Here is a 19,466-nt window from a genome sequence, read left to right on the forward strand (position 1 = left end):
GGCAAAGTCAACCCTCTTTTTGCACAATGTTTTAGCGGTCAGCGTGAATTCTATTCATCATCCGCCTGGCGCCTGCGGCCAGGGCAGAATAGATTTCCGTCCGGCCGCCGATCGCGGGTATGATAGAAATCCAAGCCATTGCAGGATAACCGTTTTGACAGACAGTAACCCCCAATCCACCGCTTTTACTCTGTACGACCTCCACAGCCACACGACCGCCTCCGACGGCTACCTGACGCCGACGCAGCTGGTGCAGCGGGCGGTCGAGATGCGCGTGGGCGTGCTGGCGATCACCGATCACGATACCACCGCCGGGTTGGCCGAGGCCGCCGCCGCCATTGCGGAGCAGGCGTTGCCGCTGCGGTTGGTCAACGGGGTGGAAATCTCGACGCTGTGGGAAAATCATGAGATCCATATCGTTGGATTGGGCATGGACGTCGCGCACCCGGCGCTGGTGGCGCTATTGGCGGAACAAACCGAACGCCGCAATCGCCGTGCGCAGGAGATCGGCGTGCGTCTGGGCAAGGCGCGCATTCCCGACGCCTATGCCGGCGCCCAGCGGTTGGCGGGGGCCGGTGCGGTGACCCGCGGCCATTTCGCCCGTTACCTGGTGGAGATAGGCGTGGCGGACAACATGGCGCAGGTGTTCAAGAAATACCTGGCCAAGGGCAAAACCGGCTACGTGCCGCCGCAGTGGTGTACAATAGAACAAGCCATTGATGCGATTCATCAATCGGGCGGTCAGGCGGTGATGGCGCATCCCGGCCGTTACGATCTGACCGCGAAGTGGTTGAAACGTTTGCTGGCGTATTTCGCCGAACACGGCGGCGACGCCATGGAAGTGGCGCAGTGTCAGCAGGCGCCGCATGAGCGCTCGCAATTGGCGAAATACGCCCAGGACTACCGCCTGTTGGCCTCGCAAGGCTCTGATTTTCATCAGCCTTGTTCGTGGATCGAACTGGGCCGCAAACTGTGGCTGCCGGGCGGCGTCGAGCCGGTGTGGCGCGATTGGCCGCAGCCGGGCGAGGCGGTCTGATTTTACGCGCGTGGCAACGCGCGCGGGCATCATTTTAGGAGCAAGTCATGAGTCAGCTTTTTTATATTCACCCGGACAACCCGCAGCCGCGTTTGATTAACCAGGCGGTTGACGTGCTGCGCAAGGGCGGGGTGATCGTTTATCCCACCGATTCCGGCTATGCGCTGGGTTGCATGCTGGAAGAGAAGGCGGCGATGGAGCGCATTTGCCGCATCCGTCAGCTGGACGGCAACCACAACTTTACCCTGATGTGCCGCGATCTGTCCGAGCTGTCGACCTATGCGCACGTCGATAATACGGCGTTCCGCCTGATCAAAAACAATACGCCGGGCAACTACACCTTCATTCTGAAAGCGACCAAGGAAGTGCCGCGCCGTCTGATGAATGACAAGCGCAAAACCATCGGCCTGCGCGTGCCGTCGAACCCGATCGCATTGGCGCTGCTGGAGGCGTTGAACGAACCGATGATGTCCACCACGCTGATGCTGCCGGGCAATGACTTTGCCGAGTCCGATCCGGAAGAGATCAGCGATCACCTGGGCAAGGTGGTCGATCTGGTGATCCACGGCGGCTTCCTCGGCCAACAGCCGACGACGGTTATCGATCTGACCGAATCCTCACCGGAAGTGGTGCGTGAAGGGGCGGGTGACGCGGCGCCCTTCCGTTGATGTCAATTGTTGCCACCTTGCCCATTGTCTGAAAATCGGCTGAAGCGACGCTATTTCGCATGAAAGCCGCTATTCTTGAATACTTCAGAATTGATAATGGGCAGGATGCGCAGCAATGATTAAACAGGTTTCTTTTTTAGCGGCCTTATTATTTTCCTCAATGGCAAATGCGGGGTTTTATTCGGGCAGCGGTTTGCTGGCGGAATCCGGCGGTTACGTAAAAAATAAAAGCGGTGAAGCCACCGTGGCCGAAGCGCTGAATGGCGGCATGTTCATGGGATACGTCGCCGGCGTATTCGATACCTATTCCATGCAGGGCAATCGCAATATTTGCCCCGAAGCCGGGATGAGCATCGGCGTAGCCGCCGACGCGGTGATGCAATATTTGAACGAGCATCCTGAGCAGCTGCATTATTCCGCGCCGTCGGTGATCATGCTGGCGTTAAGCGCCGCCTATCCCTGTGTGCGTCATTAAGTTCCTATTCCAATTCGTGCGCATTTTTTCATAAGGTGCGCTCGGACTCTTTCCGCACGAACTTCAATAGATCAATGCCTGCTGCACTGTCACCTTATCCCCGTCGGCATTTCCCGAACGGGTCGGGGAGAGACGCGCAGGAGGTAATATGACCGCATTTCACAGCGCCAACATGGCGCTCGACTATCAGGATATCGGCTCAGGGCCGCTCACGTTGGTGTTGCTGCCCGGCTGGTGCGAGCCGAAAACCGTATTTGAGCCGTTCATCGCTCTGGCCGCCGAACGCTATCGGGTGATCAGCATCGACTGGCGCGGCCACGGCCTGTCGTCAAAAGCGGCGGGGATGTCGCTGGCGGCGGACGATTTGCTGGAAGATGTGCGTCAGCTGCTGGCGGCGCTGCGTTTGGACAACGTGATCACCCTGTCGGTGGCGCATGCCAGCTGGCTGGCGGTGGCGTTGGCCGAAGCGTTGCCGCAGCGGATACGGGGCATGGTGTTTCTCGACTGGATCATGACGCAGCCGGAACCGGCGTTCTTTACGGCGGTGAGCCGTATGCAGCAGCCGCAGCAGTGGCTGGCGGCGCGCGACGCCTTGTCCGACTTCTGGCAGGGCGGCATCCGCCACGATCGGGTCAAACGCCATCTGGAGGTCGAGATGGCACAGGAAGATTGCCGGCTCTGGCGTGCCGCCGGCGTGGCCATCGAACAGGCCTACCGGCAATTCGGCTCGCCGCTGCAACGCCTGGCGGGAATGAGCGCGCCGCCGCCGTGCCGGCATATTTACTCGTTGGATCGCCGCGACGACTATCTGCGGGAGCAGCAGGCATTTGCCGCCGAGCAGCCGTTTTTCTCCGTGGTACGGTTAGGGGAGGCTCGTACTCACCTCGGCATTCTGGAACGGCCTGAGGCGGTGCTGTGGGCGGTGGAGGATTTTTTGGCGCCGTGAACGCAGCCTGAGGGCCGCAGCGCCGATAAAGTGGGTTTCAACACCTTAGAAAGCCTGTATAATGCGCGGTTCGATCCTGATAAACGTATTATTACCGTGGTGGCGCTTGGCCGCGGCGGTTATCCCCCCGACGCCTGTGAAGGCGACATTAGAGGTTGCTCAATGAGCGAAAAGTTACAGAAAGTTTTAGCGCGCGCCGGGCATGGCTCGCGTCGTGAAATCGAAACCATGATTGAAGCCGGGCGCGTCAGCGTCGACGGCAAGGTCGCCAAGCTGGGCGATCGCGTTGAAGTGACGCCGGCGATGAAAATTCGTCTGGACGGTCATGTCCTGTCGATCAAAGAATCCGAAGAGGTGGTTTGCCGGGTGCTGGCTTACTACAAACCGGAAGGCGAGCTGTGTACCCGCAGCGATCCTGAAGGCCGCCCGACGGTGTTCGATCGCTTGCCGAAGCTGCGCGGTTCACGCTGGGTGGCGGTAGGGCGACTGGACGTCAACACCTCCGGTCTGCTGCTGTTCACCACCGATGGCGAACTGGCCAACCGTCTGATGCACCCGAGCCGTGAAGTGGAGCGCGAGTACGCGGTACGCGTGTTCGGCCAGGTTGACGATGCGAAAGTGAAGCAGCTGAGCAAGGGTGTGCAGCTGGAAGACGGCCCGGCCGCCTTCCGCACCATCAGCTTCCAGGGCGGCGAAGGCCTCAACCAGTGGTACAACGTGACCCTGACCGAAGGCCGTAACCGTGAAGTGCGTCGCCTGTGGGAAGCGGTGGGTGTGCAGGTGAGCCGCCTGATCCGCGTGCGCTACGGCGACATCGATCTGCCGAAAGGCCTGCCGCGCGGCGGCTGGGCCGAGCTGGATCTGCCGGCGATCAACTACCTGCGCGAGCTGGTGGAATTGAAGCCGGAAACGGTCAGTAAAATGCCGGTGGAGCGTGAACGCCGCCGCGTGAAGGCCAACCAGATCCGCCGTGCGGTCAAGCGCCACTCCCAGGTGGCCGGCAGCGGCCGCCGCAGTGCGCCAGGCAGCAAGCCGGGTAAACCGGGCAAGCCAAGCAAACGCAGCTAATCCCTCATTCTGGCCCCGTTCGGGGCCAGAACTTTTTGTTACCAATCGATCCCCTGTTGCGCCTTCACGCCTGCATCGAACGCGTGTTTCACCGGCCGCATCTCCGTGACCGTATCCGCCAGTTCCAGCAGATCGCGATGGCAACCGCGCCCGGTCAAGATCACCGTTTGGTGCGCAGGGCGCCCCAGCAACGCTGCCTTCAGCTCTTCCAGTTCCAGATAGCCGTAGGTCAGCATGTAGGTCACTTCGTCCAGCAGCACCAGATCCAGGCTGCTGTCGGCCAGCATGCGTTTGCCGTGCTGCCACACCGCCTGACAGGCGGCGGTATCGCCGGCTTTATTCTGCGTCTCCCAGGTAAAACCGGTGGCCATCACCTGGAATTCAACGCCGTGTTGCTGCAGCAGGTTTTTTTCGCCATTGGGCCACTCGCCCTTGATGAACTGGATCACCCCGGCGCGCATGCCGTGGCCAACCGCCCGGGTGACGGTGCCGAAGGCGGCCGTGGTTTTACCCTTGCCGTTGCCGGTAAACACCAGCAGCAGGCCGCGCGTGTCCTGTGCGGCGGCGATGCGGGCATCGACCTGTTCTTTCAGGCGCTGCTGGCGCTGTTGATGACGATCTTCCGCCATGAAACGCTCCTTATTACTCGGCCGCGCCGGGTTTACGGTTCGGCTGCGCGTCGAAGCTCATGCCGGTTTTGCGGCGGCTGTCTTCGCCCATCAGATACAGATACAGCGGCATGATATCGGCCGGGGTTTTCAGCTTGTTCTTGTCTTCGTGCGGGAAGGCAGATGCGCGCATTTTGGTGCGGGTGCCGCCCGGATTGATGCAGTTCACCCGCAAATTGCGGTTTTTATACTCGTCTGCCAACACCTGCATCATGCCCTCGGTGGCGAACTTCGACACCGCATAGGCACCCCAGTCTGCGCGGCCGGTGCGCCCGACGCTGGAACTGGTGAACACCAGCGAACCGGCGTGGGATTTCAGCAGCAGCGGCAGCAGCGCCTGAGTCAGCATAAAGGTGGCGTTGACGTTAACCTGCATCACCTCTTGCCACATGGTCATCGACAGGTCGGCCATCGGCGCGATGTCGCCGAGCAGGCCGGCGTTGTGCAGAACGCCGTCAAGGCGGGGGATCTGGCTCGCCAGATCGTCGGCTATCTGCCGGCATTGCTCCGGAGTGGCGTGCAGCAAGTCCAGTGTCACCACTAAGGCCGGGGCGCCGCCCTGGGCCGCGATCTCTTGTTGTACCGCCAGCAGTTTGCTCTCAGTGCGCCCCAGCAGCACCAGCTGAGCGCCGAAGCGCGCGTAGGTCAGCGCCGCTTCGCGGCCGATGCCGTCGCCGGCGCCGGTGACCAAAATGATACGTTGTTCGAGCAGATCTTGTTTGGGTTGGTAATGCACGATAAATCCTCGCCTGGGTGGCTGTTCTCCCGCGAATATCGGGGAGCAAGGGTGAAACGCGCGGCCGGGGCGGGAGCGAAGGCTCGACCGTCTGTGGGCCGCGCAGCGAATCCGTCTCATCGTATTGATGAATAATGGGTGTTATATGCCTTAATCCGTGGGCATTTTCAATGCGTAGCAGGCTGAAATGGCATTCTTTTGTAACAAAAGCACGGCGGCGGCGCCTTGGTTCGGCCTTGAATCGTCCCCATAGTGATGATCCGTGCGCAATGAATTTTCATTTAGCCGCGACAGCAGCCGCTGCGGTTGGCTAAAATGGAAAGAAGCATACTAACAACCTGTAAATAAAGGCGGAATCTGTGGAGTTTATATCTGTTTATGGCCTGTTTCTGGCCAAGGTCGCCACGGTGGTGCTCGCCATCGCCGCGTTGGCCATCCTGGCGGTCAGTTTGGGGCAACGCAAGAACCGCCAGAAAGGGGAGCTGCAGCTGACCGATCTCGGTGAACAGTATCGCGAGATGCAGCGTGATATGCGCCTGGCGCGTATGGATACCGCCGAGCAGAAGGTCTGGCTGAAACAGTTCAAGAAGCAGACCAAGGCCGACGACAAGCTGAAGAAGCAGCGCGCCAAGTCCGGCGCGGTGGAAGTGACTAAGCCGTGCCTGTATGTGCTGGACTTCAAGGGCAGCATGGACGCGCACGAGGTGACCTCGCTGCGCGAAGAGATCTCGGCGGTGCTGGCGGTAGCGTCGGCGCAGGATGAAGTTCTGTTGCGCCTGGAAAGCCCGGGCGGGGTGGTGCACGGCTACGGCCTGGCGGCCTCGCAGCTGGAGCGCCTGCGCAAAGGCGGCATTCGCCTGACGGTAGCGGTGGATAAAGTGGCGGCCAGCGGCGGCTACATGATGGCCTGCGTCGCGGATCGCATCGTGGCGGCGCCGTTCGCCATCATCGGCTCCATCGGCGTGGTGGCGCAGATCCCGAACTTCCACCGCCTGCTGAAGAAGAACGACATCGACGTGGAGTTGCACACCGCCGGGCAGTTCAAACGCACGCTGACGCTGTTTGGCGAAAACACCGAACAGGGGCGCGAGAAGTTCCGCGAAGATCTGAACGAAACCCACGAGCTGTTCAAGCGCTTCGTGCATGAGCAGCGCCCGTCGCTGGACATCGACAGCGTCGCCACCGGTGAGCACTGGTTCGGTTCACAGGCGAAAGAGAAGGGGCTGATCGACGCCATCGGCACCAGCGATGACTTGCTGATCGCCGAGCTGGACAACCACGAAGTGATCGCCGTGCGCTATACGCGCCGCAAACGCCTGATGGATCGCTTCACCGGCAGCGCGGTGGAAAGCGTCGATCGCTTGCTGTTGCGCTGGTGGCAGCGTGGTGAAAAGCCGCTGCTGTAACGGCGGCGATAGCGTGAATCAACGGGGGCCAACTGCCCCCGTTTTCTTTTCTCAATCGACCAGGTGGTATTTTTCCGAAAGCAGATGGGCCAAGTGTTTAAACATATTAAATACCGCGGTGGTTTTGGCGGTGGGCAATCCATCGGCATCCAAAAAGTATTCGCCGCGGAAAACTAAAACGCCGCTTTTTTGTTCAACGTCGGTGGCGATCATGCCGTGCAGATAATCTTCGTGTTGGCGGATGATGTTATTTGCTTCCGCCAGCAGGGCCTCGCGGCCGATAGGGGCAGTATTTGTGCGCATTTATTAGACTCCAAACTAAAAACTCTGCGCATATTCTAACGCCGGTTCGCTTTTATCCGCAAACCGACTAAGGTTTATTTGCCGTCTGGATGGCCATGGGCGGCCGCCGGTTGGCGAAATCGGTCTTTCCGTGCTAATTAGGTTGCGTGACGCTTTTTATCAGGTACAGTGTGGGATTTTGCGGCGTCGGGTGGAAGGTTTTGTTTACGCCATGAATAAAACTCACACAGCCATACTTCTGGGGCATGGGTGAATAGCAGGCAGGATCAACAACTTGCGTTCAGGTTGAGCAGTTGGGCAACCAAAAGAAAAAAATCTGTTGATCTCTTGCCAGACTGCCGCAATATAAAAAAAGAGACACGAATTGCCGCGGCACGGCGAGATAAAAGACTTCTTTTTAGAAGAAATAAATTAGGTAAAGGTAAATATGGGTAAAGCTCTCGTAATAGTTGAGTCCCCGGCAAAAGCCAAAACTATTAATAAATATTTAGGAAGTGACTACGTGGTGAAGTCCAGCGTCGGTCATATCCGTGATTTGCCGACCAGTGGCTCAGCCAGCAAAAAGAGCGCTGACTCAACCGAAGACAAAGCCAAGAAAAAAGTTAAAAAAGATGAGAAGGCGGCGCTGGTAAATCGCATGGGCGTCGACCCTTACCACGGCTGGAAAGCGCATTATGAAATCCTGCCGGGTAAAGAAAAAGTGGTCGCCGAGTTAAAATCGTTGGCGGAAAACGCCGACCACATTTATCTCGCAACCGACCTTGACCGCGAAGGGGAAGCCATCGCCTGGCACCTGCGGGAAGTGATCGGTGGGGATGACAAACGCTTTAGCCGCGTGGTGTTTAACGAAATCACCAAAAACGCGATCCAGCAGGCGTTCAAACAGCCGGGCGAGCTGAACATTGACCGCGTCAACGCGCAGCAGGCGCGCCGATTCATGGACCGCGTGGTGGGCTATATGGTCTCGCCGCTGCTGTGGAAGAAAATCGCCCGCGGCCTGTCCGCCGGCCGCGTGCAGTCGGTGGCGGTGCGCCTGGTGGTCGAGCGCGAACGCGACATCAAGGCCTTCGTGCCGGAAGAGTACTGGGAGCTGCATGCCGATCTGCTGGCGAAGGGTGAAACCGCGCTGCAGATGGAAGTGACCCATGCGCACGACAAACCGTTCAAGCCGGTCAACCGCGAGCAGACTCACGCCGCGGTCAAACTGCTTGAAAAAGCCCGTTACACGGTGCTGGATCGCGAAGACAAACCGACCAGCAGCAAACCGGGCGCGCCTTTCATTACCTCCACGCTGCAACAGGCCGCCAGCACCCGCCTGAGCTTCGGCGTGAAGAAAACCATGATGATGGCGCAACGGCTGTATGAAGCCGGCCACATCACCTATATGCGTACCGATTCCACCAACCTGAGCCAGGATGCGCTCAACATGGTGCGTGGCTACATCGGCGACAACTTCGGCGATAAATACCTGCCGAAGGCGCCGAATCAGTACAGCAGCAAAGAGAATTCGCAGGAAGCGCACGAAGCGATCCGACCTTCGGACGTGAACGTGCTCGCCGAGCAGTTGAAAGACATGGAGGCGGACGCGCAGAAGCTGTATCAGCTGATCTGGCGCCAGTTCGTCGCTTGCCAGATGACGCCGGCGCAATACGATTCCACCACGCTGACGGTGAAGGCCGGCGATTATCAGCTGCGCGCCAAGGGTCGTACGCTGCGCTTTGACGGCTGGACCAAGGTGATGCCGGCGCTGCGCAAGGGCGATGAAGATCGCACCCTGCCATACGTCGAAATCGGCAGCGAGCTGGATCTGCAGAAACTGATCCCGAGCCAGCACTTCACCAAGCCGCCGGCGCGTTACAGCGAAGCCTCGCTGGTGAAAGAGCTGGAAAAACGCGGTATCGGCCGTCCGTCCACCTACGCCTCCATCATCTCGACCATTCAGGATCGCGGTTATGTGCGGGTGGAAAGCCGCCGCTTCTATGCCGAGAAAATGGGCGAGATCGTCACCGATCGCCTGGAAGAAAACTTCCGCGAGCTGATGAACTATGACTTCACCGCGCGCATGGAAGACGGTCTCGATGAGGTTGCCAACAACCAGGCCGAGTGGAAAGCGGTGCTGGACGAGTTCTTCGTCGACTTCAGCGAGCAGCTGGAAACGGCGGAGAAAGATCCGGAAGAAGGCGGCATGCGGCCTAACCAGATGGTGATGACCAGCATCGACTGCCCGACCTGCGGCCGCAAGATGGGTATCCGTACTGCCAGCACCGGCGTGTTCCTTGGCTGTTCCGGCTACGCGCTGCCGCCGAAGGAGCGCTGCAAAACCACCATCAATCTGGTGCCTGAAGCGGAAGTGCTCAACATCCTCGAAGGCGACGACGCGGAAACCAACGCGCTGCGCGCCCGCCGTCGCTGCAAGAAATGCGGTACGGCAATGGACAGCTACCTGATCGACAACCAGCGCAAGCTGCACGTTTGCGGTAACAACCCGGCGTGTGACGGCTATGAAATCGAAGAGGGCGAGTTCCGTCTGAAAGGCTACGATGGCCCGGTGGTGGAGTGCGACAAGTGCGGCTCGGAAATGCACCTGAAAATGGGGCGTTTCGGCAAGTACATGGGCTGTACTAACGAGAACTGTAAAAACACCCGCAAGATCCTGCGTAACGGCGATGTCGCGCCGCCGAAGGAAGATCCGGTGCCGTTGCCGGAGCTGCCGTGCGAGAAGTCTGACGCCTATTTCGTGCTGCGTGACGGCGCTGCCGGCGTGTTCCTGGCGGCCAACACCTTCCCTAAATCGCGCGAGACCCGTGCGCCGCTGGTGGAAGAGCTGGCTCGCTTCAAGGATCGCCTGCCGGAGAAGCTGCGCTATCTGGCCGATGCGCCGGTGGCGGATGCCGAAGGCAATAAAACGCTGGTGCGTTTCAGCCGTAAAACCAAACAGCAGTACGTCTCTTCTGAAAAAGATGGCAAGGCGACCGGTTGGTCCGCGTTCTACGTGGACGGCAAGTGGGTCGAAGGCAAGAAGTAAGGCCGCTGTCCTGCCAGTAAGATGAAAAACCAGCCCCGGCGGCTGGTTTTTTTATTGGTGAAAAGGGACAAACGGATCTATCCTTTGCTGTTTTTATCCCTCCGCCACCGCCGTTTCACGTTGATACCAATGCAAAATAATCGTTATCATAGTGTGACGCGGATCTATACTTGAAGCTGCAACGTGGTATAGTGGTTATATAAAAAGTTTTTTTATTATTAAAGCTTATTAACAACGGCGTTTTCTTCACCATCAGGGTAAAACACGGTGTTTATGGCTTGTGACTTTCAGCATACCGGGGCGACACCGATATACCTGGCTGCGGGTAAGCCGCAGTGTTTAACCTAGGATGGTATAAGATATGAAATTGCAGCAGCTTCGTTACATTGTGGAAGTGGTTAACCACAACCTGAATGTCTCCTCGACGGCAGAAGGGCTCTATACCTCGCAACCCGGCATCAGTAAACAGGTGCGCATGCTCGAAGATGAGCTGGGCATCCAGATTTTCGCCCGCAGCGGCAAACACCTGACCCAGGTCACCCCGGCCGGCCAGGAAATCATTCGCATCGCACGTGAAGTGCTGTCCAAGGTCGACGCCATTAAAGCCGTCGCCGGTGAACACACCTACCCGGACAAAGGCTCGCTGTACGTCGCCACCACGCATACCCAGGCCCGCTACGCCTTGCCCAACGTAATTAAAGGCTTCATCGAGCGTTACCCGCGCGTCTCGCTGCACATGCATCAGGGTTCGCCGACGCAGATCGCCGAAGCGGTCTCCAAAGGGACCGCCGATTTCGCCATCGCCACCGAAGCGCTGCACCTGTACGACGATCTCATCATGCTGCCGTGCTACCACTGGAACCGTGCGGTAGTCGTGAAGCCCGATCATCCTTTGGCGGGCAAAAGCAGCATCAGCATTGAAGAGCTGGCGGCTTACCCGATCGTCACTTACACCTTCGGCTTTACCGGGCGTTCGGAGTTGGATACCGCCTTCAACCGCGCCGGCCTGACGCCGCGCATTGTCTTTACCGCCACCGACGCCGACGTGATCAAAACCTACGTGCGTCTGGGATTGGGGGTGGGGGTGATCGCCAGCATGGCGGTGGATCCGGTGCAGGATCCGGATCTGGTGACGGTGGATGCGCGTGATATCTTCACCTACAGCACCACCAAGATCGGTTTCCGCCGCAGCACCTTCCTGCGCAGCTACATGTACGACTTCATTCAGCGCTTCGCGCCGCACCTGACGCGCGATGTGGTAGACAGCGCGGTGGCGCTGCGCTCCAACGAAGAGATCGAAGCGATGTTCAAGGACATCAAACTGCCGATTAAGTAACCATCGACGATATCAAATCAATCCCGGTTAGGCGCCTGCCTAACCGGGTTTTTTTTAGCCCGGAAATCCGTACTGATTACCGTAAATGCGTGGTATCACGATGAAAAAAAGTCTCTGGATTGTTCTGTTCTTGTTGCTCACCCTTTTGTTGCTGCGCTACCTACCAGACGGAATTTTCGACAGCTTCGTTTCCAACAACATAGAAATTAGCGGTGATGGTGAAACAGGGATGAATAATTTCGACTCGGTTGTCATTGCCATTAAATTGGGTGTCTCTGCCATCATTGCGGCGGTTGTCCTAATAGTCTGTCGCCGCCTGGTGCGTAAACCCCGCTAAAGCCGCGAAATCTTCCCAGCCAAAACGCCGCCTCGTCGCGGCGTTTTTGTTGGCGCATTGCCTAACCCCTTGGCGGCGCTCGCACTTCCTTCCCGCTGATTGTTCCCGCCTATCGTTGTGATCAAATCGTGTTGTTATCAAAACGTTAACTTATCTTTGTGGTATCTTTAAACAAGACCTCACTGATTACCCTGTTTTAGTCACAATAAGAAATGGAGGAGCTATGTCGTCCGATCTTCGTGAAACAAGTCTGGATAAGCTGGTTGCGCTGAATAGCGAGTATTACTACTACAGCCTGCCGCTGGCGGCGAAGCAGCTGGGTGATATCGACCGGTTGCCGAAATCAATGAAAGTGCTGTTGGAGAACCTGCTGCGCCATGTGGATGGCGACACCGTGCAGGTTGACGACCTCAAGGCCATCGTTGCCTGGCTGCAAACCGGCCATGCTGACCGTGAGATCGCCTACCGTCCGGCGCGCGTGCTGATGCAGGATTTTACCGGCGTACCGGCGGTGGTGGATCTGGCGGCGATGCGCGAAGCGGTACGGCGGCTGGGCGGCAACGTCGACCAAGTGAACCCGCTGTCGCCGGTGGATCTGGTGATTGACCACTCGGTTACCGTCGATGAATTTGGCGATGACAACGCCTTTGAAGACAACGTGCGTATCGAAATGCAGCGCAACCACGAGCGCTACACCTTTTTGCGCTGGGGGCAGAAAGCCTTCAACCGCTTCCGCGTAGTGCCGCCGGGCACCGGCATCTGTCACCAGGTTAACCTTGAATACCTTGGCCAAACGGTCTGGCACAGCGACGAAAGCGGCCGCCGCGTGGCTTATCCCGATACGCTGGTGGGCACCGATTCCCACACCACCATGATCAACGGCCTCGGCATCCTCGGCTGGGGCGTCGGCGGCATCGAAGCGGAAGCGGCGATGCTGGGCCAGCCGGTGTCGATGCTGATCCCGGACGTGGTCGGCTTCAAGCTGACGGGCAAGCTCCGCGAGGGCATTACCGCCACCGACCTGGTGCTGACCGTGACCCAAATGCTGCGCAAGCACGGCGTTGTCGGCAAGTTCGTCGAGTTTTACGGCGACGGGCTGGCCGATCTGCCGCTGGCGGACCGGGCAACCATCGCCAACATGTCGCCGGAGTTCGGCGCCACCTGCGGTTTCTTCCCGGTGGATGACGTTACGCTCGGCTATATGAAGCTCAGCGGCCGCAGCGCCGAACAAATCGCACTGGTGGAAGCCTACGCCAAAGCGCAGGGCATGTGGCGTAACCCGGGTGATGAACCGGTCTTCACCAGCTCGCTGGCGCTGGACATGTCAACCGTGGAAGCCAGCCTCGCCGGGCCGAAACGCCCGCAGGATCGCGTTGCGCTGCCGAATGTGCCGCAGGCGTTCAAGGCCGCTACCGAGCTGGATATCGGGGGGCACAAAGCCAATACCGACAGCAAAACCTTTACGCTGGACGGGCAGCAGCACGAACTGCGCGACGGCGCGGTGGTGATCGCGGCGATCACCTCCTGCACCAACACCTCCAACCCGAGCGTGATGATGGCGGCCGGCCTGCTGGCGAAAAATGCCGTCAAGAAAGGGCTGCGCAGCAAACCCTGGGTAAAAACCTCGCTGGCGCCGGGATCCAAAGTGGTAACCGACTACTTCGACAGCGCCAAACTCACCGCCTATCTGGAAGAGCTGGGGTTCAACCTGGTGGGGTATGGCTGCACCACCTGTATCGGTAACTCCGGCCCGCTGCCGGATCCGATCGAGCAGGCGATCAAAGAGGGCGATCTGACCGTGGGCGCGGTGCTGTCGGGCAACCGCAACTTCGAAGGGCGTATTCACCCGCTGGTGAAAACCAACTGGCTGGCCTCGCCGCCGCTGGTGGTGGCTTATGCGCTGGCGGGCAGTATGAAGATTGACCTGACCAAAGAGCCGCTGGGCGAGGGCAACGACGGTCAACCGGTCTACCTGAAGGATATCTGGCCGAGCAGCCAGGACATCGCTCAGGCGGTGGAAGAAGTGCGCACCGAGATGTTCCACAAGGAATACGGCGAAGTGTTCGACGGCGACGCCAACTGGCAGGCGATCCAGGTGGCCGGTTCGGCAACCTATCAGTGGCAGGAGGATTCTACCTATATCCGCCATCCGCCGTTCTTCAGCACCATGAAGGTGAAACCGGATCCGGTGCAGGACATCAAAGACGCGCGCATTCTGGCGATTCTGGCTGATTCGGTGACCACCGACCACATCTCGCCGGCGGGCAACATCAAGCGCGACAGCCCGGCGGGGCGCTACCTGAGCGAGCACGGCGTGGCGCCGCAGGATTTCAACTCCTACGGCTCGCGCCGCGGCAACCACGAAGTGATGATGCGCGGCACCTTTGCCAACATCCGCATCCGCAACGAAATGGTGCCGGGCGTGGAAGGCGGTTATACCCGCCATATTCCGTCGCAGCAGCAGCTGTCTATCTACGATGCCGCCATGCAGTATCAGCAGGAGAAGGTGCCGCTGGCGGTGATCGCCGGTAAAGAGTACGGTTCCGGCTCCAGCCGCGACTGGGCGGCGAAAGGGCCGCGCTTGCTGGGCGTGCGGGTGGTGATTGCCGAGTCCTTCGAGCGTATCCACCGCTCCAACCTGATTGGCATGGGGATTTTGCCGCTGGAGTTCCCGCAAGGGGTGACGCGCAAAACCCTGGGGCTGACCGGGGATGAGCAGATCAGCGTCGGCGGCCTGCAGCAGCTGCAGCCGGGCCAGACGGTGCCGGTGCACATCACCTATGTCGACGGGCGCAAGGAAGTGATCGACACCCGTTGTCGCATCGATACCGGCAATGAGCTGACCTACTACGAAAACGACGGCATTCTGCACTATGTGATCAGGAAAATGCTGTAATTAAGCAATAAAAAGGGCGCCGCAAGGCGCCCTGATTGTTTCCGCCGCGGCGGCGATCACTTCTGGTCGAGCAAATGGCCCATTTTGGCGGCCTTGGTCGCCAGATAGTGTTCGTTCTTCGGGTTGCGGCCGACGATCAGCGGCACGCGCTCGCTGATGTTGATACCGGCTTCGGTCAGGATCTCGACCTTTTTCGGGTTATTGGTCAGCAAACGCACCGCGTCGACGCCCAGCAGTTTGAACATGTCGGCGCACAGGGTGAAGTCGCGCTCGTCGGCGGCGAAGCCGAGCTGGTGGTTGGCTTCCACGGTGTCTGCGCCCTTATCCTGCAGGGCATAGGCGCGGATCTTGTTCAACAGGCCGATATTGCGGCCCTCCTGGCGATGATAAAGCAGGATGCCGCGGCCTTCTTCGGCGATCTGCTCCAGCGCGGCTTCCAGTTGAAAACCGCAGTCGCAGCGCAGGCTGAACAGAGCATCGCCGGTCAGACATTCGGAATGCACGCGCGCGAGCACCGGCGCTTCGCCGGAAATATCACCGAATACCAGCGCCAGATGGTCATGCCCGGTCGCCAGTTCTTCGAATCCTACCATCAGGAAATCGCCCCAAGGTGTCGGCAGTTTAGCCTCTGCCACCCGTTTAAGCTGCATGTCACTCTCCACAAAAGCGTACGATTCAATCATTGTCGCGCATCCTAAGTCCGGTTCGGTAAATTGACCAAGACTAAAACGTGCTACGCCGATCTCTATTTCGTTAATTATCGGCTATTTTGCCACAACTTCTTGCCGGGCGGTGCTCAGCAAACCAGCAGATGGCGTTTTCTGGCCACCTATTATTGCGATAGGTTGCCTATCTGTTTAATTTTTCGCGTGTTATCAATATTGCACTCTTGTTACACTGCTGCCTGATTCACGCAGAGGAAGAATAGAATGTATGAGATAGCAAAACGCACGGCGGGCGGCGCACTGCTGCTGCTGTTGATGCCGCTGGCGGTCTGGGTATCCGGTTGGCACTGGCAACCCGGCGGCAATGAGCCGCTGCTCAAAGCGCTGTACTGGGTGACCGAAACCGTGACCTCGCCATGGGGCATTCTGACCAGCGCTATCCTCTGCGGCTGGTTTTTGTGGTGCCTGCGCTTTCGCCTGAAGGCGGCTATCGGTCTGGCGCTCCTGCTTTTCGCCGCGCTGGTGATCGGGCAGGGGGTGAAGTCGTTAATCAAGGATCGGGTGCAGGAACCGCGGCCGTTCGTGGTATGGCTGGAGCAAACCCACGGCGTGGACGGCAAATACTTCTATTCGCTGCATCGCAAAGAGCGCAGCGCGCTGGTGCGCGAGCAATTGCAGGATCAGACGCTGGTGCCGAACTGGCTGCGCAAGCACTGGCAGTTTGAAACCGGCTTCGCTTTCCCGTCGGGGCACACCATGTTCGCCGCCACCTGGGCGCTGTTGGGCGTAGGGCTGCTGTGGCCGCGCCGCCATTATAAAACCGTCGCGCTGCTGATGGTGTGGGCGACCGGCGTGATGGGCAGCCGTCTGCTGTTGGGCATGCACTGGCCGCGCGATCTGGCGATGGCCACGCTGATCAGCTGGCTGCTGGTGGTGGTTACCTGCTGGTTGGCGCAGCGCTGGTTCGGCCCGCTGACGCCGCCGCCGCAAGAGCAGCAGGAAATCGCGGCGCGCAAGCCGGAGATATGATCGTTATGTGACCATGTCACAAAAAGGCGGCGTCGGATCGGCGCCGCATTAACCGCTTACATTTTCCCGCCATTGCAATCCGCCCGGCCGCCCCCATATCCTTATAAATTCGACGTTTTGAGAAGCTTTCTCATCAATTTGTTCGCTAAGGCCGTTTACTGCCGAATATGCCAGCAGATATGTGGTTTTATCGTGCCGCAGGGTTTCCCTGCCGCAACGGGAAATGCTAACTTAAGGGTTAGGGACGCCACGTTTTGGCATCGTTCATCCGATTCACTCGGCATCGCGGGAAAGAATGTGAAATATTTGCTGATTTTTTTGTTGGTTCTGGTGATCTTCGTGATTTCCGTCACCTTGGGTGCGCATAACGATCAGGTGGTCAATTTTAACTATCTGGTTGCGCAGGGCGATTATCGCGTATCGACCCTGTTGGCCACGCTGTTTGGCGCCGGTTTCGTTCTTGGCTGGATCATTTGCGGTCTGTTCTACCTACGCACGCGCATTGCGCTGGGCCGCGCCGAGCGCAAGATCAAAAGGCTGGAGCTGCAGCTTGAGCAGCCCGCTGAACCGGCGGCTCAGCCCGTTGTCAGCAAGGAATAATCCTCTATGTTAGAACTGCTGTTTCTGTTGCTGCCCGTGGCTGCCGCGTACGGTTGGTACATGGGGCGCAGAAGCGCTCAGCAGGATAAACAGCAAGAAGCCAACCGCCTGTCGCGTGAATACGTGGCAGGGGTGAACTTTCTGCTTTCCAACCAGCAGGACAAGGCGGTCGATCTGTTCCTCGACATGTTGAAAGAGGACAGCAACACCGTTGAAGCCCACCTGACGCTGGGTAACCTGTTCCGTTCGCGTGGCGAAGTCGACCGCGCCATCCGCATCCATCAGGCCTTGATGGAAAGCGCCTCCCTGACCTTCGAACAGCGTCTGCTGGCGGTACAGCAGCTGGGCCGCGACTATATGGCGGCCGGGCTGTACGATCGTGCGGAAGACATGTTCAGCCAGTTGACTGACGAAGCGGATTTTCGCGTATCGGCGCTGCAGCAACTGCTGGTGATCCACCAGGCTACCAGCGATTGGCAAAAAGCCATCGACGTGGCGGAAAAGCTGGTCAAGCTGGGTAAAGAGAAACAACGCGTCGAGATCGCACACTTCTATTGTGAACTGGCGCTGCAGGCGATGGGCAGCGACGATCTCGATCGAGCGATGAGCCTGCTCAAGCGTGCGGACGCAGCCGATAAACAGTGTGCGCGCGTGTCCATCATGTTCGGCCGCATCTATATGGCGCAAAACGACTACGCCAAAGCCGCCGAGTCGCTGCAACGCGTACTGAGCCAGGATAAAGAGTTGGTCAGCGAAACGCTGCCGATGCTGCAGGAGTGCTACACTCATCTGCCGGAACAACAGCACAACTGGGCTGAATTCCTGAAGCGCTGCGTAGAAGAGAACACCGGTGCCACCGCCGATCTGATGCTGGCCGAGATCATCGAGCAGCACGAAGGGCGCGACGTGGTGCAGGTCTATATCAACCGCCAGCTGCAACGCCATCCGACCATGCGGGTATTTTACCGGCTGATGGATTATCACCTGGCGGACGCCGAAGACGGCCGGGCGAAAGAGAGCCTGCTGCTGTTGCGCGATATGGTCGGCGAGCAAATTCGCACCAAACCGCGTTACCGCTGCCACAAATGCGGCTTCACCGCGCACTCGCTCTATTGGCATTGCCCGTCGTGCCGCGCCTGGTCATCGGTTAAACCGATCCGCGGCCTGGATGGGCAATAACGCCGCGGCTCGACAAAATAAAACGGGGCGATTTATCGCCCCGTTTTTTTATGTTTGTCTGTTCGTCGTTTACTTTTTCTTGCCGCCTTTGGCGCCGGTTTTCAACAGCTGGCGGAGTTTCTTCAGCTCTTTCTGGCTCAGAGGCTGTTCAATTTCTTCTTCGGTGCTTTGGTTGTCTATCTCGCCGTGGTGCAGCTCATCCGCCTTTTTGGCCGGTTTTTCTGCCTTGGCGGCGGGCGCGCTGAAGCTGCTTTCCAGGCGCTGGCATACTTCCACGCTCAGCGAAAATTCGTTTTCAGCGGCGGCGGCGCGGATTTTTTCCTTGAGTTCCAGAGGAATTTTAATGGTAAGTGTCGATATCTCGCTCATTTTGAAAGCCTTTCTGCAGGAAGATGCCTTCAAGCTAAGCCACTGGCGATCGGGTGTCTAGTGTGTAATAAAAATTTAATATTTATGTAACAAATGAGGGCGGGGCAAACGCGGGTTTTTTAGGCGAGAAACAGAGGCAGGGCCCGAGTGAGCGGGCCCTGTACCGGAAACATTATTTGTAGATGATCGCGGTGCCGCTCAGCATGTTGTTACCACCGGCGGAGATGATGCGGTAGCTGCTGGCGCCCTGGGCATCCGCTTTAGCGGCCAGCTTTTTCTCCAGGCTGCTGAGGGTGGTCGCGTGACCTGCGGAAACGACGCCGGTGGCAGTCAGGCTATCGGCCTGCTGGCTGCTGATCGGTTCAGCCGCGAAGGTGGCGAAAGAGGTCAGTGCGATAGCGGCAGCGGCCGCAAAATTTTTGATGGTTTTCATAGGTGACTCCAGTCTGTTTATTAAGGAAGGAAGCCGTTCGCTTCCGATGTGGTGAATAATAAAGCATCTGTGCCAATTGAAAATCTGATAATGCTGAGTAAGTGATTCAAAATATCTGATTAACAATTTACGCATCTTTACGGCGTTTTACGCTGCGTGGTTTATTGCTGACGCGCTTTCGTTGACGCGCCATGACAAAGGTGAGAAGTAACATGACAGAGCGCCGGTGCGCGCTGCGGCTGGGATTTCTGGCCCTCGGCATGTAGAATGCGGCGGTCAGTTTCGCGGGTG

Annotated in this window: 19 protein-coding genes; 13 read left to right on the forward strand and 6 right to left on the reverse strand. The window is 58.5% G+C overall.

Going from position 1 to position 19,466, the window contains the following annotated elements; all coding sequences use genetic code 11:
- Nucleotides 1-154: 154 nt before the first annotated feature.
- From rnm to rluB, 5 genes are all read left to right on the forward strand, one after another.
- On the forward strand, nt 155-1,036 hold the full coding sequence (gene rnm / locus ACUXAC_RS06080; protein WP_049232948.1) for an RNase RNM: 882 nt from the start codon (nt 155-157) through the stop codon (nt 1,034-1,036).
- 47 nt (nt 1,037-1,083) lie between these two features.
- The gene (locus ACUXAC_RS06085; protein ID WP_049232951.1) at nt 1,084-1,704 is read left to right on the forward strand and encodes an L-threonylcarbamoyladenylate synthase; all 621 of its coding nucleotides are present in this window, start codon (nt 1,084-1,086) and stop codon (nt 1,702-1,704) included.
- Between the two features lie 115 nt (nt 1,705-1,819).
- The gene (locus ACUXAC_RS06090; protein WP_016927523.1) at nt 1,820-2,179 is read left to right on the forward strand and encodes a Rap1a/Tai family immunity protein; all 360 of its coding nucleotides are present in this window, start codon (nt 1,820-1,822) and stop codon (nt 2,177-2,179) included.
- Nucleotides 2,180-2,327: 148 nt separating this feature from the next.
- Nucleotides 2,328-3,125, forward strand: a complete 798-nt coding sequence (locus ACUXAC_RS06095) for an alpha/beta hydrolase (RefSeq protein ID WP_387441287.1) — start codon at nt 2,328-2,330, stop codon at nt 3,123-3,125.
- A gap of 162 nt (nt 3,126-3,287) precedes the next feature.
- A complete protein-coding gene (gene rluB / locus ACUXAC_RS06100) occupies nt 3,288-4,193 on the forward strand; it encodes a 23S rRNA pseudouridine(2605) synthase RluB (RefSeq protein WP_025303042.1) in 906 nt (301 codons plus the stop codon).
- Nucleotides 4,194-4,231: 38 nt separating this feature from the next.
- Here the strand turns inward: rluB and cobO are convergent, their stop codons facing one another.
- Both cobO and ACUXAC_RS06110 read right to left on the reverse strand, forming a co-directional pair.
- Nucleotides 4,232-4,822: a cob(I)yrinic acid a,c-diamide adenosyltransferase gene (gene cobO / locus ACUXAC_RS06105; protein WP_049200634.1), complete on the reverse strand. Its 591-nt coding sequence runs from the start codon at nt 4,820-4,822 to the stop codon at nt 4,232-4,234.
- A gap of 13 nt (nt 4,823-4,835) precedes the next feature.
- Entirely contained in the window at nt 4,836-5,597 is a 762-nt protein-coding gene (locus ACUXAC_RS06110; protein WP_060439818.1) for a YciK family oxidoreductase, read from the reverse strand.
- A gap of 359 nt (nt 5,598-5,956) precedes the next feature.
- Between ACUXAC_RS06110 and sohB the strand changes: the two genes are divergently transcribed.
- Nucleotides 5,957-7,003, forward strand: coding sequence for a protease SohB (gene sohB / locus ACUXAC_RS06115; RefSeq protein WP_060423759.1), 1,047 nt, complete (start codon nt 5,957-5,959; stop codon nt 7,001-7,003).
- Between the two features lie 51 nt (nt 7,004-7,054).
- On the opposite strand, the gene ACUXAC_RS06120 is transcribed toward sohB, so the two are convergent.
- Nucleotides 7,055-7,306, reverse strand: coding sequence for a YciN family protein (locus ACUXAC_RS06120; RefSeq protein ID WP_004930700.1), 252 nt, complete (start codon nt 7,304-7,306; stop codon nt 7,055-7,057).
- A gap of 427 nt (nt 7,307-7,733) precedes the next feature.
- Between ACUXAC_RS06120 and topA the strand changes: the two genes are divergently transcribed.
- The 4 genes from topA (at nt 7,734) to acnA (ending at nt 14,900) form a co-directional block, all read left to right on the forward strand.
- Nucleotides 7,734-10,331 (forward strand): type I DNA topoisomerase, encoded by a 2,598-nt coding sequence (topA, locus tag ACUXAC_RS06125; protein WP_038881773.1) that lies wholly within the window; start codon nt 7,734-7,736, stop codon nt 10,329-10,331.
- Between the two features lie 361 nt (nt 10,332-10,692).
- Nucleotides 10,693-11,667, forward strand: a complete 975-nt coding sequence (gene cysB / locus ACUXAC_RS06130) for an HTH-type transcriptional regulator CysB (protein WP_004930690.1) — start codon at nt 10,693-10,695, stop codon at nt 11,665-11,667.
- A 100-nt stretch (nt 11,668-11,767) separates the two neighbouring features.
- The gene (locus ACUXAC_RS06135) at nt 11,768-12,004 is read left to right on the forward strand and encodes a hypothetical protein (RefSeq protein ID WP_308342560.1); all 237 of its coding nucleotides are present in this window, start codon (nt 11,768-11,770) and stop codon (nt 12,002-12,004) included.
- Between the two features lie 223 nt (nt 12,005-12,227).
- The gene (acnA, locus tag ACUXAC_RS06140; protein WP_197756973.1) at nt 12,228-14,900 is read left to right on the forward strand and encodes an aconitate hydratase AcnA; all 2,673 of its coding nucleotides are present in this window, start codon (nt 12,228-12,230) and stop codon (nt 14,898-14,900) included.
- 56 nt (nt 14,901-14,956) lie between these two features.
- Here acnA and ribA read toward each other — a convergent pair whose 3' ends face one another.
- On the reverse strand, nt 14,957-15,550 hold the full coding sequence (ribA, locus tag ACUXAC_RS06145) for a GTP cyclohydrolase II (RefSeq protein ID WP_019452695.1): 594 nt from the start codon (nt 15,548-15,550) through the stop codon (nt 14,957-14,959).
- Nucleotides 15,551-15,829: 279 nt separating this feature from the next.
- Here ribA and pgpB point away from each other — a divergent pair, with 279 nt between their 5' ends.
- The 3 genes from pgpB (at nt 15,830) to lapB (ending at nt 18,373) form a co-directional block, all read left to right on the forward strand.
- Nucleotides 15,830-16,594 (forward strand): phosphatidylglycerophosphatase B, encoded by a 765-nt coding sequence (pgpB, locus tag ACUXAC_RS06150; protein ID WP_038874446.1) that lies wholly within the window; start codon nt 15,830-15,832, stop codon nt 16,592-16,594.
- Nucleotides 16,595-16,891: 297 nt separating this feature from the next.
- On the forward strand, nt 16,892-17,194 hold the full coding sequence (locus ACUXAC_RS06155) for a LapA family protein (protein ID WP_004930650.1): 303 nt from the start codon (nt 16,892-16,894) through the stop codon (nt 17,192-17,194).
- Nucleotides 17,195-17,200: 6 nt separating this feature from the next.
- Nucleotides 17,201-18,373, forward strand: coding sequence for a lipopolysaccharide assembly protein LapB (gene lapB, locus ACUXAC_RS06160; protein ID WP_025303023.1), 1,173 nt, complete (start codon nt 17,201-17,203; stop codon nt 18,371-18,373).
- 69 nt (nt 18,374-18,442) lie between these two features.
- Here lapB and ACUXAC_RS06165 read toward each other — a convergent pair whose 3' ends face one another.
- Together ACUXAC_RS06165 and bhsA are read right to left on the reverse strand one after the other, a co-directional pair.
- Complete coding sequence (locus tag ACUXAC_RS06165; protein ID WP_038876228.1) at nt 18,443-18,742, reverse strand: Arc family DNA-binding protein; 300 nt, start codon at nt 18,740-18,742, stop codon at nt 18,443-18,445.
- 172 nt (nt 18,743-18,914) lie between these two features.
- Nucleotides 18,915-19,175, reverse strand: a complete 261-nt coding sequence (bhsA, locus tag ACUXAC_RS06170; RefSeq protein WP_149572564.1) for a multiple stress resistance protein BhsA — start codon at nt 19,173-19,175, stop codon at nt 18,915-18,917.
- Nucleotides 19,176-19,466: the final 291 nt, after the last annotated feature.

Source organism: Serratia sp. 121840015-1 (assembly GCF_053627655.1).

Coding starts and splice junctions, on each gene's coding strand:
- cobO (WP_049200634.1), bottom strand. CDS start 4,822: ATGGCGGAAGATCGTCATCAACAGCGCCAGCAGCGCCTGAAAGAACAG.
- ACUXAC_RS06095 (WP_387441287.1), top strand. CDS start 2,328: ATGACCGCATTTCACAGCGCCAACATGGCGCTCGACTATCAGGATATC.
- ACUXAC_RS06120 (WP_004930700.1), bottom strand. CDS start 7,306: ATGCGCACAAATACTGCCCCTATCGGCCGCGAGGCCCTGCTGGCGGAA.
- pgpB (WP_038874446.1), top strand. CDS start 15,830: ATGTATGAGATAGCAAAACGCACGGCGGGCGGCGCACTGCTGCTGCTG.
- rluB (WP_025303042.1), top strand. CDS start 3,288: ATGAGCGAAAAGTTACAGAAAGTTTTAGCGCGCGCCGGGCATGGCTCG.
- bhsA (WP_149572564.1), bottom strand. CDS start 19,175: ATGAAAACCATCAAAAATTTTGCGGCCGCTGCCGCTATCGCACTGACC.
- acnA (WP_197756973.1), top strand. CDS start 12,228: ATGTCGTCCGATCTTCGTGAAACAAGTCTGGATAAGCTGGTTGCGCTG.
- ACUXAC_RS06135 (WP_308342560.1), top strand. CDS start 11,768: ATGAAAAAAAGTCTCTGGATTGTTCTGTTCTTGTTGCTCACCCTTTTG.
- topA (WP_038881773.1), top strand. CDS start 7,734: ATGGGTAAAGCTCTCGTAATAGTTGAGTCCCCGGCAAAAGCCAAAACT.
- ribA (WP_019452695.1), bottom strand. CDS start 15,550: ATGCAGCTTAAACGGGTGGCAGAGGCTAAACTGCCGACACCTTGGGGC.
- ACUXAC_RS06090 (WP_016927523.1), top strand. CDS start 1,820: ATGATTAAACAGGTTTCTTTTTTAGCGGCCTTATTATTTTCCTCAATG.
- cysB (WP_004930690.1), top strand. CDS start 10,693: ATGAAATTGCAGCAGCTTCGTTACATTGTGGAAGTGGTTAACCACAAC.
- ACUXAC_RS06085 (WP_049232951.1), top strand. CDS start 1,084: ATGAGTCAGCTTTTTTATATTCACCCGGACAACCCGCAGCCGCGTTTG.
- ACUXAC_RS06165 (WP_038876228.1), bottom strand. CDS start 18,742: ATGAGCGAGATATCGACACTTACCATTAAAATTCCTCTGGAACTCAAG.
- lapB (WP_025303023.1), top strand. CDS start 17,201: ATGTTAGAACTGCTGTTTCTGTTGCTGCCCGTGGCTGCCGCGTACGGT.